Below are 16,871 nucleotides of genomic sequence, written 5' to 3'. Positions count from 1 at the left end.
AGGATTCGGCGCTGCCGATCTGCAAGTTCAAAACAGGAGGAAAAGGGGTTTGAAGATGAGACGAAAGAAAATATTCGGTATTACCTTGGCGGCCGTTCTTCTTATAGGTCTGCTGGCAGGTTGTTCCGGCAACAACGGAAACTCAGGCAAAGCGAATACCACAGAGCCTCAAACGAACAATTCTGCAAGCGTTTCCAACGAGACGAGCGATAAGCCGGTCACACTGAAATGGGCGCTGTGGGATTGGGAAGCCACTGCTTACTACCAGCCTTTGATCGACGCTTATAAGAAAGACCATCCGAACGTAACGATCGAATATGTTGACCTTGGCTCTACCGACTACATGACGATGCTCAGTACGCAGCTCTCCGGTGGTGCTGACCTGGATATTCTGACCATCAAGGACATCCCGGGCTACGTCAACCTGGTGAAGCAGAACCATCTGGAACCGCTGAAGAGCTTCATTGACACTCAAGGCATTGATACTTCCCTCTATGGCGGAACGGTAGAACAAATTCAAATGAACGGCGATGTGTTCGCACTGCCTTTCCGCAGTGACTTCTGGGTCGTTTACTATAACAAGGACCTGTTTGACAAAGCCGGAGTTCCTTATCCTACCAACGATATGACACTGGATCAATACGACGAGTTAGCCCGGAAAATGACGTCCGGCAGCGGCTCGGAAAAAGTATACGGCGCGCACTACCACACTTGGCGCAGTGCAGTACAGTTGTTCGGCATCCTGGACGGCAAGAACAGCATCGTGGATGGAAATTATCAATTTTTGAAACCAATTTACGAACGAATCCTGAAACAGCAAGACGACGGCATCGTGATGGACTACGCTACGTTAAAAACCTCCAGCACTCACTATTCCGGCGTATTCTACAATAACTCCGTTGCGATGATGAACATGGGCAGCTGGTTTATCGCCACGCAAATTGATAAGGTGAAGAGCGGTGAATCCCAAGCTACCAACTGGGGGATCGTGAAATATCCGCATCCGGACGGCGTACCTGCCGGAACAACGCTGGGGACCATTACTTCACTGGCTGTAAACCAAAAGTCCGCTAACAAAGAAGCCGCTTTAGATTTCTTGAAATTCGTTACCGGTGAAGAAGGTGCAGCAGTGATCGCATCCACAGGTACGATTCCGGCGATCAAGAACGATGAAGTGGTCAGCTCCATCGCTTCCATGGACGGCTTCCCAACGGACGAGAACAGCAAAGCAGCTCTCACGACCGAGAGAACTTATCTGGAAATGCCGCTGCATGAGAAGAGTGCGGACATCGAGGTCGTCCTGAACGAAGCACACGACAACATCATGACGAAAAATGCGACCATCGACGAAGGATTGGCAGATATGGAGAAACGGGTGCAAGAGGTACTTAATAACTAATCTGATCTCGCATGAGATTTCGATGCTGCCAGGGGCGGGCCTTATGAGCCCGTCTTTTTTTCCCAATGCTCTAGCACAAGTTGGTTTGGAGGAGAAATCATGCAGAATGAACCCGTGTTAGGAACCAAAGCAGTTAAAAGAAGCGCGTTGTCTAAGAACGTCAAAGATCATTTGGTGGCGTACAGCTTCATTGCCCCCAACTTCATCGGCTTTGCCGTGTTTACGCTGGTGCCGATGGTTTATGCGTTTGTACTCGCTTTTGTGAAATGGGACGGGGCTAACCCGATGGAGTACGTGGGATTGCGTAACTTCTCTCGTCTGTTGCAGGACAGCACCTTTCACAAAGCGTTCTGGAACACCATTATTTATACGATTGGCGTGGTGCCGTTAACGATGGTTTGTGCGCTGGCGCTGGCGATCCTGCTCAATCAGAAGCTGTTTGGCCGCAACTTTATGCGGACCGTGTTCTTCTTCCCCTATGTCGCTTCACTGGTTGCCGTGGCAGCCGTTTGGAATTTCGTGTTCAGCCCCACGATGGGGCCGGTGAACAATCTGCTGCACTCGATTACCGGCATCCCCATTGAGGATTTGCCTCGCTGGGCGGCAGATAAAGATTGGGCAATGTTTACGGTCATTCTTTTTACAGTATGGAAAAATATGGGTTATTACATGGTCATTTATTTGGCAGGTTTGCAGGGAGTAAATCCCGAGCTGTATGAAGCTGCCGAGCTGGACGGGGCGGGGCCATGGAAAAGATTCGTCAACGTGACGATCCCGCAGCTGGCACCTACTACGTTCTTTGTCTTGATGATTCTGATCATCAACTCGTTTAAAGTGTACGACATCTTTATCAACTTGTTCGCCGGTGCCGATAATCAGCTGAACAATTCGACCCGGGTACTTGTCTATCAAATCTATAATACCGCGTTCCGCTCGCTGGATTACGGGTACGCCAGCGCCATGGCGATCGTGCTGTTCCTGCTCGTTCTGGGGATTACGCTCATTCAATTCCAGGGCGAGAAGAAGTACGGACAATAGGAGGATGCAAAAATGACAGGAGCTAACAAACAAGTCAAAACCGTTGCCAAGATTTTTGCGTACCTGGTACTCGCGGTCGTTGTACTATGCATGCTTGTTCCTTACGCGTGGATGCTGTCGTCCTCGCTGAAATTAAATAAGGATGTATTCTCGTTCCCGATGCAGTGGATCCCGGATGCTCCAAGATGGCAGAACTACGTGGAGATCTGGACGCGGATCCCGCTCGGCCGGTTTATATACAACACCGCGAAGCTTTCGGTGATCGTTACTTTGCTTCAACTGCTGACTTCCAGCTTTGCGGCATATGCGTTCTCGAAGCTGCGGTTCAAAGGGAGACACGCGTTGTTTCTCGGCTATATTGCGACCATCGCCATTCCGTGGCAAGCGTATATGGTTCCGCAGTTTATCATGATGCGTTCCATGGGGCTAAACAACACCCATCTTGCGATTATTTTTCTGCAGGCGTTCTCGGCCTTTGGCGTGTTCTTGATGCGTCAGTTCTATCAAGGCATTCCGGATGAGCTCTGCGAAGCAGCACGGATTGACGGACTAAACGAATACGGGATCTGGGCGAAAATCATGCTTCCGCTTTCGAAGCCGGCGCTGTCCACGTTGACGATCTTCACGTTCGTGAATACATGGAACGATTTCCTCGGGCCGATGATTTACTTGACCAAGACGGAGCTCAAAACGATCCAAATCGGGCTGCGAATGTTCATTACGCAATATTCCGCTGAATATGGGTTAATTATGGCCGCCAGCGTCATTTCGATCATTCCGGTGCTGATCGTCTTCCTCGCGCTGCAAAAATATTTTGTCCAAGGTGTGGCCTCGTCCGGAATCAAAGGGTAATCAATGGTAGTCTCGGAAGAAAGGAGCTGAAGTAATGAATAGTTTGACCGTTAATGCCCCGCTCCAAACGCGCAGCGACATGGTGAACGTGTTGGAAGAACTGGTGCATCCCCTACGGCCGTTCTATAGTAAAGGCGGCGCCCGGCTTGGGCTTGGCAAGAGCGGGGTATCCTACCCGGCGGCTGTGGCGGAGATGGAAGGGTTCTCTCGGGTGCTGTGGGGATTAGTACCGTTGCTTGCGGGCGGCGGCAGCAGTGAGTTATGGGACGTTGTTCTGGACGGCATCCGCTGCGGCACGAACCCGGAGCATCCGGAGTATTGGGGCGAGGTCGGCGATTATGATCAACGGCTCGTGGAGATGGCGGTTTTTGGCTACGCGCTGGCATTGATCCCGGAACACATTTGGGAACCGCTTCACCCGGAGGAACGTGATCGGCTGTACCGCTGGCTGAATCAGATAAATCAGCACCCCTGTCACGATTGCAATTGGTTGTTCTTTAACGTGCTGGTGAATGTGGGCTTCCGTAAAGTTGGCTTGCCTTACGATGCGGAGCAGCTGGAGCGAAATCTAAACCGGCTGGACGTATTCTATCTGGAAGATGGCTGGTACAGCGACGGCGTTGGGGGACACAGCGATTATTACGTCCCGTTTGCATTTCACTATTACGGGCTGCTTTACGCACGGATCATGGAACAGGAAGATCCGCGGCGTGCGCAAGTGTATAAAGAGCGGGCCGCGATGTTCGCAGGCGAGTTTCTCGCTTGGTTCGCCCCGGACGGTGCCGCGCTGCCGTACGGACGCAGCTTAACCTACCGCTTCGCCCAATCCGCCTTTTGGAGCGCACTGGCCTATGCGGGTGTAGACGTGCTGCCGATGGGGGTAATCAAAGGTCTGGTGCTGCGCAATCTGCGCTGGTGGTTAAGTCAGCCCATGCGCAGTTCCGATGGGCTGCTCACCGTGGGCTATGCCTATCCGAACCTGGTGATGGCGGAGAACTACAATTCGCCTGGTTCGCCGTACTGGTCGCTGAAAGCGTTCCTGCCGCTGGCCTTGCCGGAGGACCATCCGTTCTGGACGGCGGAGGAGCTGCCGCTGCCGGAGCTGCCGGCGCTGAAGGTCCAGCGCCCGGCACATCTCGTGCTGGCCCGTGATCCTGCGTCCGGCCACGTAGTAGCCTTCAACACCGGTCATCGCGGCACGAACGAGCATACTCATACCTCGGCAAAATACGAGAAGTTCGTGTATTCCACCGGGTTTGGGTTCAGCGTACCGCGCGCGGAGTGGGGATTGTCCCAAGGTGCGTTTGATTCCATGCTGGCACTCAGCGAACGCGGGGAGAACCTGTACCGGGTAAGACGCCGCAATCAGAAGACATCGATTCAGGATAACGTGCTGTATGCGGTATGGAAGCCTTGGTCGAACGTGGAGGTGCACACCTGGATCGTTGCCGGACTCCCCTGGCATGTGCGGATTCATCGCATCGAGACGAAGCGAGCGCTGGATATCGCGGAAGGAGGATTCGCGCTGGGGGTGGAGACGGAGCTCGCGGAGTGGATAGAGGGAGAACGGACAGGGGGGCTGGAAGCTGGTCGGATCGCAGCCGGAGCCGCCAGTCCCGTTGGAGCCAGCGGGGTGCAAAGTCTGCTTGGCTTCGAATCAGCCGAGCTGATTCGCCCGAACGCCAATACGAACGTTCTATACCCTCGCACTGTTCTTCCCACGCTCCTTGCTTCCCTGGAGCCGGGGGTTCATCTGCTTGCCTCTGCGGTTTACGGCGATCCGTCGCCGGGAGCCAAATGGCAGCCGGTGGCGCCTGAAGCGTTAAACCTTACGATTGGGGAGCGGGCGATTGTGATCACAACCTGCTCCGGCAATGACATCCGGATTGGTTTAGCTTAGTCAACGCCGCCGTTTTGGGCTGCGGTGGAAGGAGGAAAACGGATGACCGTTCGCGAGGGCTGGGAGCAGCTGGCCGAAAGTCTTATCCCTTTGAAGGCAGAGGATTATTATCCGCCCGGCGGCGGGCTGGCGTTTTGGACATCGTTGCGTGAAGCGTCGGAGGCTCAGGTCGAGCTTGAAGTGATCCGCAGTGAAGGGGAACGGCTGCTAAAGTTCCCGGCGGAAGAGCTGACTTATTCGCTGTTTTCATTATTTGCCGTTCAGGGCTCGCGGCTGGAGTATGAACGGGTGTATTTTGAGAAGCGACGGCGGCTGAACACCTTCGCCTTTCTGTCGCTGCTTGAACCGGAGTCGGCGGTTTACGAAGCGGCGCTGCGGGATGCCGTCTGGGCGATCTGCAGCGAATTTACTTGGTGCTTGCCCGCACATGTGGATGCGAAGCGTCCGGTCTCCGAGACCATCGACCTGTTCTCGGCGGAGACGGGGTTTGCGTTGGCGGAGTTATCTTTGCTGATGGGCTCTCGTCTGCCGGAGCTGCTGCGGGTACGGATCGCCGAACTGGTGGATGAACGACTGTTCCAGCCTTTTCTGGAGAAAGGCCCTTACCACTGGGAGGAGCTGACGAACAACTGGTCGGCGGTTTGCGCCGGCTCGATTGGTTCGGCTGCGCTGCTGCTGATGACCGAACCGCGCGATTACGCCCGGCTGGCTCGGATCTTAGAGAAAACCGAGCGCAGTATGGGCTTCTATCTGCGGGGATTCGGCGAGGATGGCGGTTGTCCGGAAGGGCTGGGCTACTGGAACTACGGGTTTGGCTACTTTGTGTATTATGCTGACCTGCTGTTAAAGCGAAGCCGGGGGCAGCGGGATTGGTTCAGCGAGGACAAGGTGCGGCGAATTGCCGAGTTCCAGCAAAAATGTTTTCTGGGCGGCCGGCTAGTCGCCAACTTCTCCGACGCGCTGCCGTACGGGAGCGTCCAGCCCGGGCTGTCGCATTACCTTGCGGAGCGGTATGCGGAAGTGGAGGCTCCGCCTGCCTTGCTCTATGCGGATTACCGCGAGGATCACTGCAGCCGCTGGGCGCCGGCGCTTCGCAACTTGATCTGGCGGGACCGCACTGCGGCAGGCCCGGCGGAGTGGAGAGACGGCGACTTTTGGTTTGAAGACGCCGGCTGGCTGATCTCGCGAATTACTGCCGCGGGGGATACGTTTGGTTTTGCCGCAAAAGGCGGGCACAACGGCGAATCGCATAACCACAACGACCTGGGCCATTTCATGCTGGCGGGCGGAGGCGCGTTTTTCCTGTCCGATCTCGGGTGCGGGGAGTATACGCGGGATTACTTTGGCGAGGGCAGGTATCGTTATGACTGTAACGGCTCACAAGGGCATTCCGTGCCGATCATCAACGGCTGCTTGCAGCGGGAGGGACAGGAAAGGGCAGCGTCGAAGCTTCGCTGCGACATGACTGCGGAGGCGTGCGAGTTCGCCTTGGAGTTGTCCAGCGCCTATGAGGATGATAATCTGCAGTCTTTTAGCCGAAGTTGGATTTGGAACAAGACGGAGCTGCCCAGCTTGATGCTTCGAGACGACTTTTGCTTTGCAGAAGTGCCGGAAAGCCTGGTTGAGCGGTTCGTGAGCCCAATTCAGCCGGAGATGACCCGCCCGGGGCAGCTTCGCCTTCACCGCGGCCAGTTTGTGCTGGAACTGTACTATGACCCAGATCAACTGGAGGCGGAGATGGAGGAACGGACCTACCGGGATCATCACGGGAAGGATGCGGTATGGTACGCATTAGATTTTCGGGTGAAGCAACCGGATGTGGGAATTGGCGTTGATTTTCTTTTTAAATTCGCGCGGCAATAAGGAAAATGGAGGACGAGATCATATGCATATCGGAAACGAAAGGGCATGGGTGGAAGCGGCCTGGACGAAGTCGTTGGACAAAACGTTGCGAAACACGGCGAGAATTGGCTCGGGATTTCCCCACGCCAGCAAGGGCGGGGTCTACGATCTGGCTGAGCCGGCCTGGTGGACGGCGGGGTTCTGGCCGGGGCTGCTGTGGCTGCTGTATGAAGGAAGCGGCCGGGAGGAATTGAAAGCGCTGGCACAAGCATGCGAAGCCAAGCTGGATGAGGTGCTGGACGGTTACGTGCGGCTGGATCACGATTTGGGATTCATGTGGACGCTGACCAGCATCGCTTCCTATAAGCTGACGGGGAATGAAACCTCACGGCTGCGGGCACTGAAGGCGGCGAACTATTTGGCGGCGCGCTTTAACCTGAAGGGGCGTTACATTCGAGCCTGGAATCCGTGGACGGAAGGGGAGCGGAACGAAGGCTGGGCAATCATCGATTGTTGCATGAACCTGCCGCTCTTGTTCTGGGCATCCCGGGAGAGCGGCGATCCCCGGTTCGCGCATGTTGCCGAAGCGCATTTGGACACCGTGCTCCATCATTTTGTCCGCCATGACGGCTCGGTCTATCATATCGTGGTCTTTGATCCGGTCACGGGCGAGCGGGTTGGCCCGCAAGGCGGTCAAGGTTACGCTCCGGAGTCGGCCTGGTCGCGCGGGGCTGCCTGGGCGATTTACGGTTTGACGCTGGGCTTCCACCATACCGGCAAGCCGGAGTATCTGTCCGCTGCGCAGCGGGTCGCGGATTTCTTCCTTGATCAACTGCCGGATGATCAGGTGCCGGCTTGGGATTTCCGCGCGCCGGAAGAGCTGCGCGAGCTGCGGGATTCATCCGCCGGTGCCTGCGCAGCTAGCGGGCTGTTGCTGCTGGCAGAGAAGCTTGGCGGTGAGGGAACAGCTGCCGCGAAGTATCGCGAAGCCGGTGAACGCATCCTGAAGTCGCTGTACGAAAATTACGGCGCATGGGACGACCCGGGGGAAGAAGGGTTGATCCTGCACGGGACGAGCAACTACCCGCAAGGGACGAACATCGATGTTCCGCTGATCTACGGCGATTATTTCTTTGTGGAAGGGCTCGCCCGGCTGAAGAGCGGCGGGCCGACGTACTGGGAATAGGGGAAGTATCGGGTTCAAGTGAAGCTAGAATGATGCTAAGCTCTGATCAAAGGATGGGATCAGAGCTTTTGTCATGATCAGGGAACTAGTGATAAGTGAACACTATAATCCGGATGCATAGGAAGCTTTGTATTCAGAAGGTGTCATATTCATATATAACTTGAACCATTTCGAAAAGTAACTTACATGCTGGTATCCTGACTCCAAGGCAGCCTCAAGCACGTTATATCTCCCTGTGCGCAGCAATTCTGCAGCTTTATTGATACGGATAAAATTGACGTACTCCATCGGTCTCATCCCCGTTTGCGTCTTAAAAAAGGTGCAAAAGTGAGAACGGCTCAGGGAGACGGCAGCCGCAAGCTGATCCAAGTCGAGTTTTTCGTGGGAATGCTCTTCAATATAAGTCAATACTTTCTTAATTTGCTCGTTGTCTTTACGTCTATGGGGATATCCGAGAGCATCATTTTTCTCTATGAGTCCGTACCGGCGAAGATCGGCAATCAGCAGCAGGAGAATGCCTTTCACAGCCAACTCGTAGGCAGGCAGCGGATGCTCAAAGCGAAGTATGAGTTGCCGGATGTACTCCAACAATTCAGACGGTGTCCCTCTAGAAGAGGACAACAAGAGGGGGAATTTCTCGGTTCCTTGAAGGATAGGCCTGAGAAATAGCTGCTGAATCCGATCGTTTTGATAGGAGGACAGCCAGGACAATTTGAAAACAATCGAATAATAGCATACAGCCTCATGGTCGTTCACTCCCGAATGCAGCTCGCCCGGATGAACAATGAGCGCTTCCCCCTGACAAAGGGCTAACTCGTGATTTTCGATGCGAAACGTGGCGGAACCCTGAGCCAAATAGATGATTTCCATTTCATTATGCCAATGAACGGGGAGAATGGAATGGGCTCCTGCGGGATGCTCTACCCTGTAAATGTGCATTGGAAATTCGGGAACCCCATGCAGTTTATCTTCCCGGTAACGATGCTCGTACATGGATACCCTCCTTAGGATCGTAATATTGTGATATAAAAACCGGATTATCTGCTAGATGATCCAAGAAAATCAATAATATCATTATATTAAAGCAAATCTATAAGGAAAGGTAGCGATGATTCTGAAGCTGACTCGATGGCAGGCCGAAGCAAATGGAATTCGATTGGACACTACTAATGGAATCATGCAAGTCGTCTTTTGTACACCGAGAATTGCTCGAATTCGTTATACCTTGGATTCGGATTTTAGCAGGAAACCGAGCTTCATGACGGTGGAGCGCTCGCAGAGTAGCAATGTGCAATTTAAGATCATAGACCACTCAGACGATCTGGAAATCACCACAGAGCTGCTTACGATCCGAGTAAACAAAACAACTTGTGCATTTAGCTATTGGGAGGCCGGCGGCAGACTGCTGACGAAGGAGCCGCCCCGAGGTGGAAAAACGCTTGAACGTACTGATGTCTACCGCACGATTTTTGATGTCTCAGCCGGTGAAGTTGCAACGGATCGCGGGGCAGACGGGTTCCGTGCACGTGCAGAGGGAAGCAACCAAATTTTTGACAGGACCGCCTACCATACGAAACTTGAGTTCGAATGGCAGGAGGACGAAGCGCTGTACGGACTTGGTTCACATGAAGAGGGCATGATGAATCTTCGAGGCAAACATCAATATTTGTACCAACAAAATATGAAGGCGGTTGTTCCAGCCCTAATCTCTACCCGAGGGTATGGTGTCCTGATGGACAGCTATTCTTTAATGAGTTTTCACGACGATTCCTTTGGGTCGTACATATGGACTGATGTGGACGATGAAATGGATTTCTATTTTATCTACGGTCCGGAATTTGATCAAATCATCGAGGGGATTCGTCATTTGACAGGAGACGCACCTATGCTGCCCAAATGGGCATACGGTTACATCCAATCGAAGGAGCGCTACATATCCCAAGAAGAGTTGATCGATATCGCACGGGAATATCGAGAGAGAGAGCTGCCGATTGATGGGATCGTCCTGGATTGGCAGTCCTGGACAGGAGAGCTATGGGGGCAAAAGACATTGGATCCGCAGCGCTTTCCAGACCCTTCGGAAATGATGCGGCAGTTGCATGCGTTACACGTCAAGCTGATGGTATCGATCTGGCCGATTATGAAAGAAGGGGGCGATAACCATCGAGAGATGAGCGAGCATGGATATCTGCTGGGAAATCAGGCCACTTATGATGCGTTCACAGATGGAGCCCGACGATTATATTGGGAGCAGGTTCATGCGGGGCTATTCTCCCATGGAGTCGATGCATGGTGGTGTGACTGCACTGAACCGTTTGAAGCGGATTGGACAGGACAGGTCAAGCCGGAGCCTGAACAGCGAATGCTGATCAATACGGCTGAAGCGAAGCGTTATCTTGATCCGGAATATATCAATGCTTACTCATTGCTGCATTCCAAAGGAATTTATGAAGGTCAACGCTCTGTAACCGATCATAAACGCGTAGTGAATTTAACGCGCTCTGCCTATGCAGGCCAGCATCGCTACGGCACGATCACTTGGTCAGGAGATATATCCGCCAATTGGGAGACCTTGAGGAAACAGATTGCAGATGGACTTAACTTTTGTGTGACCGGGTCACCCTACTGGACGATGGATATTGGTGCATTTTTCGTTCGGAACCAAGAGAATCTCTGGTTCTGGAACGGCGATTACAACGAGGGAGTTGCGGATTTGGGATACCGCGAGCTGTATGTCCGCTGGTTCCAATTTGGAGCCTTTCTCCCGATCTTCCGCTCCCATGGGACGGACACGCCTAGAGAGATCTGGAGATTTGGTGAACCAGGGGATCTCTTCTACGAAGCATTGGTCAAATATTTGAAGCTTCGTTATAGGCTGATGCCTTATATTTACTCGCTTGCGGGGGCGGTGGCACACCGGTGCTATACGATGTATCGAGTACTCGCTTTTGATTATCGGGAAGATCCGAGAGTACATGATATCGATGACCAGTTCTTGTTTGGACCTGCCTTTCTTGTTGCGCCTGTGACAACCGCGATGTATTATGGACCCAATTCCCGTAAGCTTCACGATGTGAGGAAGATGCGACAAGTCTACCTGCCGAGTGGAGGTTGGTATGATTTTTGGACCGATGAACATCTTGAGGGCGGGAAGACGATCGATGCGAAAGCGGATTTGGATACGCTTCCACTCTTCGTGCGCGCCGGATCCATCATTCCCATGGGGCCAGATGTCCAACACACGGGGGAACAACCGGAAGCGATGCTTCTGCTGAAAGTATATCCCGGCCAAGATGGAAGTTTTACGCTCTACGAAGATGAGGGGGACACCTATCATTACGAGAATGGCGCTTATTCGATGATCGAGATGAGCTGGGACGATACGAACCGCAGATTGACGATAGGGCAACGCATCGGCAGCTTTCCAGGGATGCCGGAGCACAGACAGTTCATGGTGGAAATTGCCGGGAGAGCGGGTCAAATCGTCGTTTCTTATCAAGGAACCCCAGTCGTCGTTCAGGCGACCGAATTCAAAGTTCAAGGGAGAGATGAAGTGTTATGAAAAAACAAGGACTAAACCCCTACCTCCCATCCTGGGAGTATATCCCGGACGGAGAACCGTATGTCTTTGGCGACCGAGTTTACGTTTATGGATCGCATGATCGTTTTAACGGCCATGTGTTTTGTTTAAACGATTATGTATGTTGGTCCGCCCCCGTGGACGACTTGAGCGACTGGCGCTATGAAGGCGTGATTTACAAGAAAACCGATGACCCTTTAAATCCGGATGGGCGGATGAACCTGTTTGCGCCGGACGTCACGCGTGGACCGGATGGGCGTTATTATCTCTATTATGTTCTCGACAAGGTTTCCGTCGTTTCCGTTGCCGTCTGTGACACTCCTGCCGGAAAATATGAGTTTTACGGGTATGTCCATTATGCCGACGGCCAACGGTTAGGGGAAAGAGAAGGCGATGAACCACAGTTTGATCCAGGTGTGTTGACGGAAGGCGATCGGACTTATCTGTACACCGGTTTCTGCGCTATTGGTGATCGATCGAGACATGGAGCCATGGCGACGGTACTTGGGCCGGACATGCTGACGATTGTGGAAGAGCCGGTATTTGTGGCGCCAAGCGAGCCTTACAGCAAGGGTACCGGATTTGAAGGTCATGAATTTTTTGAAGCACCTTCGATCCGCAAAAGAGGAGACACTTATTACTTTGTGTACTCTTCAATCGTTATGCACGAGTTGTGTTATGCAACCAGCAAATCCCCGACCAGCGGCTTTGTCTACCAAGGCGTGATCATCAGCAATAACGATCTGCATATCGATACCTACAAACCGGCGGAGAAGCCGATGTATTACGGCGGAAATAACCACGGCAGCATCGAGAAAATTGGCGATCAGTGGTACATCTTTTATCATCGTCATACCAATGGTACAGCGTACTGCCGACAAGGCTGTATCGAACCGATTGTCTTCCGGGAGGATGGTACAATCCCGCAGGTGGAAATGACATCCTGCGGCCCCAATGGAGGGCCGTTGGTCGGACAAGGAGAATACCCTGCTTATCTAGCATGCAACCTGTTCTGTAAGGATGAATCGCTGTATACTGGCGGTTTTGGTTCGGGGGCATGGTTGGACAGCCGATTCCCCAAGATTACTCAGGATGGGAAAGATGGGGATGAAGAGGTCGGTTATATCGCCAATATGACGGATTCTGCCACGGCTGGCTTCAAGTACTTTCATTGCCAAGGGATCAAGAAGGTGAAAATCAAAGTACGGGGATACTCCAGGGGGGTCTTTGAAATCAAGACGGCTTGGGACGGCCCTGTTCTCGGAGAAATTCCGATTCAATTTGCAAATATTTGGACGGAGTACTCCGCTGACATCCGTATTCCTGACGGTGTGCAGGCGTTGTATTTCACCTATAAAGGTGAAGGAAGTGCAAGCTTCGCCTCCTTTACCCTTGAGTAATGAGCTAAATACTCCTTTCTGCAAGCAGAAAGGAGTATTTTTTATCATCGGATAAGAGGTAGATATTAAAAAATGACAACGCTTTCTTAAAAATGTTGGCTTACTCTGTCCCTTCGCCAGGGAGTAACCTATTAACAAGGGAGGGACACAAATGGATGTAGATACACAATTGGCAGGACCGACCGGAATAAACAAGAAGGCATCACAATTTTGGAAGCGGTTTAAAAAGCAAAAGGTCCTGCATCTTTTCGTTGGGCTGGGCATGATTTTTTTGCTGATCTTCTCGTATACCCCGATGTTTGGCATCATCATGGCATTCAAGAATTATTCGATCTCCACAGGCATCAAAGGAATATTTACAAGTGAGTGGATTGGTCTTCAGCATTTTAGCGAATTCGTCAACGATTATCAGTTTGGCAACATTGTAAGGAATACGCTGGTCTTGAGTTTCTTGAAGGTCATATTTGCCTTTCCGGCTCCGATCCTCTTGGCTATCTTGTTAAACGAAGCAAAAAATCTTGGATTTAAGCGGGTTGTCCAAACCGTTAGTTACTTGCCGCACTTCATCTCTTGGGTCGTTGTTGTCGGAATTTCCTTTGCTTTGTTATCTACAGATGTTGGAATGGTCAACAAGGTGCTGTTGTCCCTCGGATTGATTGACAAGCCATTAGATATACTTACCAATCCCAATTATTTCTGGGGCTTGGCGGTGACGACGGCCGTGTGGAAAGAAATGGGGTGGTGGACGATCATTTTCTTGGCAGCCATCGCAGGCATTAATCCCGCTTTGTATGAAGCCGCGCAAATTGATGGCGCCGGAAGGCTGGCGCGTATTCGCCATATTACCTTCCCGGGGATGAAAGGAACGATCGTTGTCGTACTCATTCTTACCATCGGAAGTATTCTAGGCGGGGGATTAGTTGGATCCAACTTCGAGCAAGCTTATCTGTTCGGAAATAGTATTAACAATCCCACATCCGAAATCGTACAAACCTACGCATTTAAAGTCGGGTTAAAAGATGGACGGTTTTCCTACGCCGCAGCTATTGATTTGATTCAATCCGTTATCTCGGTCGTTCTGATCTTCTCTAGTAACTTCATCGCGAAGCGAACGTCCGGATCAAGTCTATTCTAGAAGGGAGAGGAAGACATTGACGCTAAGTCAACGACAAAAAGACCGGATAATGGATACCGTAGTAAACCTCATCTTATTCATCATCATGCTATGCATGCTTTATCCGTTCTATTACGTTCTGATCCTCTCATTCAACAAGGGGACCGATTCGCTTCTGGGAGGGGTGTATCTTTGGCCTCGAACGTTCACTTTGGAGAACTACTCCCAATTCTTGAGCGATCCTCATTGGTACCAGGCTTTTCTAGTGACGATTGCAAGAACGTTATCAGGCACCATATTGGGCGTTCTATTCACTTGTCTAGTTGCTTATGGTCTCTCTCATCGAGATTTGCTTCTCCATAAATTCTATTTCACCGTGATCATCTTCGCGATGTACTTCTCGGGCGGCCTTATTCCTTATTATGTGGTTCTTCGCTCGGTTGGATTGTTGAATTCCTTTGGCGTGTACATTATTCCGTCCATGTTAAGTACCTTTTTTCTTCTCATCGCGATCTCGTTTTTTCGTGAAATTCCTGGAGAACTCAAAGAATCGGCTCATATTGATGGTGCGAACGAATTCGTGATCTATTATCGCATCGTTCTTCCCGTATCGAAGCCGCTGATCGCCACCATGGCGTTGTTTATGGGGGTGGGCCAATGGAATTCCTGGCTTGACTCCGCGTACTTCGTTCAATCGGAAGAGTTACGGACCCTTGCCTTCCGCATGATGGAAGTCATCAACAGAAGTAATGCGCCGATGGACGCAATCGCCGTGGCTAACAGCGCGTCGGCGGGTGTCACGAGCTACTCCCTACAGGTTGCCGCCATGGTCATCTCTATCGCACCTATTGTTTGCGTTTATCCATTCCTGCAAAAGTTTTTTATTCAAGGTATTATGCTTGGTTCTGTGAAGGGTTGATTAATCCAATTGATATTAAAGCTTTGGCTTTAATATAAACTACAAGCTTGGAGGGGTGTTTAGATGAAAAAGAACAGGGGCAAGAGACTTACACTATTATCGCTGACCTTTGTGTTGGTCATCGCTTTGCTGTCTGCATGCGGTGGTGGTAAAGAGAATAGCAGCAGTCAGCAAGAAGGTGGTTCTACCAATACATCGTCATCTGCGAAGTCTGATGAAGTCACAGAGCTTTCATTATTTATTGATGCATCATGGTATCCAGTCAAAGAATGGAAGGGACCGATAGCTGAGAAAATCACGGAAAAAACAGGAGTCAAACTGAAAGTAACCGTTGCTACGGACGATAAGCAACTTCCGCTGATGATTTCTTCCGGCGACCTCCCGGATCTTGTCTTTACTTATGCCAATATTGACCGGATGTCAGATTCGAAGCTCTCCTATCCGTGGAACGAGCTGATCGAGAAATACGCGCCGGATTTCCAAATTGATAAAACTCGTATTGCCATCCATACCATGGATGATGGCAATTTCTATACTGTGCGCAACTCCTTTGCGACACAGGAAGAAATGGAACAGAACAAATACGCCATCGGCAGCGACGGAAACCCTGGTATTGCTGTTCGCGAGGATATCCTGCAAGAGCTTGGCAATCCGCCGATTAACTCGTTGGATGATTTCGTCAAAGTACTAGGTATGGTTAAAGAGAAGTACCCTGACATGGTTCCTCTCATTATGGATAAGGACTGGCTCGAGCAATATTTCCTGCAACAGTTTGGCGTCGAGGCGCTGTTGGATGGATGGTATGAACGTGACGGCAAAGTGGATTATGCCATCAGACAACCGGAGATGCTGGAATTCTTCAAATTTATGAACAGTCTTTATCGAAATGGGTATATTCTCGCTGAAAACTATACCTATACGAATGATCAGCTTGATGATGAATACGCCCTAAACGGAAAGGCATTTGCTCATAGTCATACCGTTAGTGTAGCGGACGCGGATAATATTAAAGCGCAAAATAATGGGAAACCGTACAAGTTCAAAATGTTGCCTAGCGCTTTGTCAGAAAATGCGAAAATCGTCAGTACGGGACTTGGCTTTGCGGGTACCTTTATTACCAAGAAAAACAAAGATCCAGAAAAATCGATTAAATTCCTTCAATATTTAGCCAGCGACGAAGGCAAGAAATTAACGATGTTTGGTATCGAAGGTGAGCATTGGACTTGGAATGAAGAAGGATACCCGGACTTGAAGTATGACCCATCGGACGCAGATTTCATTAATAGCAATGGTATCAAGTGGTGGTACTTGTACAACGATGGCGTTATGGAGGGATTGCAAAGCTATGTTCCAGGTACCCAAAAGACGCAAGCCTTAATGGAACGAAAAGAGATTACGATCTACAAACCTCAAATTGGATTGATCCAGACGCAACCGGATTCCAAGGAGAAGACAACGAAAACCAAAATAGACGAGATGATCAAGAACGAAAAAGTGAAGATTTACCTCGCCAATTCCGAAGAGGAAGCCGTGGCTAATTATCAGAACATGATAAAAACAGCTGAATCGATGGGACTTCAGGAACTGGTTGATTGGGCGAATGAAATCTATCAGAAGAAAAAGGATTTGTTCTAATAAAGT

The 16,871-nt window shown here is 51.1% G+C and carries 12 protein-coding genes; 11 read left to right on the top strand and 1 reads right to left on the bottom strand.

Annotated elements, in window-relative coordinates; all coding sequences use genetic code 11:
- Window positions 1–55 precede the first annotated feature (55 nt).
- The 6 genes from M891_RS0116375 (at window position 56) to M891_RS0116350 (ending at window position 8,217) form a co-directional block, all read left to right on the top strand.
- Window positions 56–1,399, top strand: a complete 1,344-nt coding sequence (locus M891_RS0116375; protein ID WP_036625428.1) for an ABC transporter substrate-binding protein — start codon at window positions 56–58, stop codon at window positions 1,397–1,399.
- A gap of 99 nt (window positions 1,400–1,498) precedes the next feature.
- Window positions 1,499–2,437 (top strand): carbohydrate ABC transporter permease, encoded by a 939-nt coding sequence (locus M891_RS0116370; RefSeq protein ID WP_009226434.1) that lies wholly within the window; start codon window positions 1,499–1,501, stop codon window positions 2,435–2,437.
- 12 nt (window positions 2,438–2,449) lie between these two features.
- Entirely contained in the window at window positions 2,450–3,289 is an 840-nt protein-coding gene (locus tag M891_RS0116365) for a carbohydrate ABC transporter permease (protein ID WP_016313161.1), read from the top strand.
- A gap of 34 nt (window positions 3,290–3,323) precedes the next feature.
- Window positions 3,324–5,189, top strand: a complete 1,866-nt coding sequence (locus M891_RS0116360; protein WP_016313160.1) for a DUF2264 domain-containing protein — start codon at window positions 3,324–3,326, stop codon at window positions 5,187–5,189.
- Between the two features lie 42 nt (window positions 5,190–5,231).
- The gene (locus tag M891_RS0116355; RefSeq protein WP_051417055.1) at window positions 5,232–7,052 is read left to right on the top strand and encodes a heparinase II/III family protein; all 1,821 of its coding nucleotides are present in this window, start codon (window positions 5,232–5,234) and stop codon (window positions 7,050–7,052) included.
- A gap of 22 nt (window positions 7,053–7,074) precedes the next feature.
- Complete coding sequence (locus M891_RS0116350) at window positions 7,075–8,217, top strand: glycoside hydrolase family 88 protein (protein WP_036700724.1); 1,143 nt, start codon at window positions 7,075–7,077, stop codon at window positions 8,215–8,217.
- Between the two features lie 102 nt (window positions 8,218–8,319).
- On the opposite strand, the gene M891_RS0116345 is transcribed toward M891_RS0116350, so the two are convergent.
- Window positions 8,320–9,210, bottom strand: coding sequence for a helix-turn-helix transcriptional regulator (locus M891_RS0116345; RefSeq protein ID WP_016313157.1), 891 nt, complete (start codon window positions 9,208–9,210; stop codon window positions 8,320–8,322).
- A gap of 115 nt (window positions 9,211–9,325) precedes the next feature.
- On the opposite strand from M891_RS0116345, the gene M891_RS0116340 reads away from it, so the two are divergent.
- The 5 genes from M891_RS0116340 (at window position 9,326) to M891_RS0116320 (ending at window position 16,865) form a co-directional block, all read left to right on the top strand.
- Entirely contained in the window at window positions 9,326–11,779 is a 2,454-nt protein-coding gene (locus M891_RS0116340) for a glycoside hydrolase family 31 protein (RefSeq protein ID WP_157268828.1), read from the top strand.
- Window positions 11,776–13,197, top strand: coding sequence for a family 43 glycosylhydrolase (locus M891_RS0116335; RefSeq protein WP_028539579.1), 1,422 nt, complete (start codon window positions 11,776–11,778; stop codon window positions 13,195–13,197). The genes M891_RS0116340 and M891_RS0116335 overlap by 4 nt, the downstream gene beginning before the upstream one ends.
- Before the next feature lie 151 nt (window positions 13,198–13,348).
- Window positions 13,349–14,332 carry an ABC transporter permease gene (locus tag M891_RS0116330; protein ID WP_016313154.1) on the top strand — a complete coding sequence of 328 codons (984 nt, stop codon included), beginning with the start codon at window positions 13,349–13,351 and terminating at the stop codon, window positions 14,330–14,332.
- A gap of 16 nt (window positions 14,333–14,348) precedes the next feature.
- Window positions 14,349–15,230: a carbohydrate ABC transporter permease gene (locus M891_RS0116325; RefSeq protein WP_028539578.1), complete on the top strand. Its 882-nt coding sequence runs from the start codon at window positions 14,349–14,351 to the stop codon at window positions 15,228–15,230.
- A gap of 111 nt (window positions 15,231–15,341) precedes the next feature.
- On the top strand, window positions 15,342–16,865 hold the full coding sequence (locus M891_RS0116320; RefSeq protein ID WP_232228359.1) for an extracellular solute-binding protein: 1,524 nt from the start codon (window positions 15,342–15,344) through the stop codon (window positions 16,863–16,865).
- Window positions 16,866–16,871: the final 6 nt, after the last annotated feature.

It is taken from the genome of Paenibacillus sp. J14 (assembly GCF_000518465.1).
Classification (GTDB): domain Bacteria; phylum Bacillota; class Bacilli; order Paenibacillales; family Paenibacillaceae; genus Fontibacillus; species Fontibacillus barengoltzii.
Note: the sequence above shows the minus strand (reverse complement) of the source record. Positions and strands in the feature narration are given on the sequence as shown.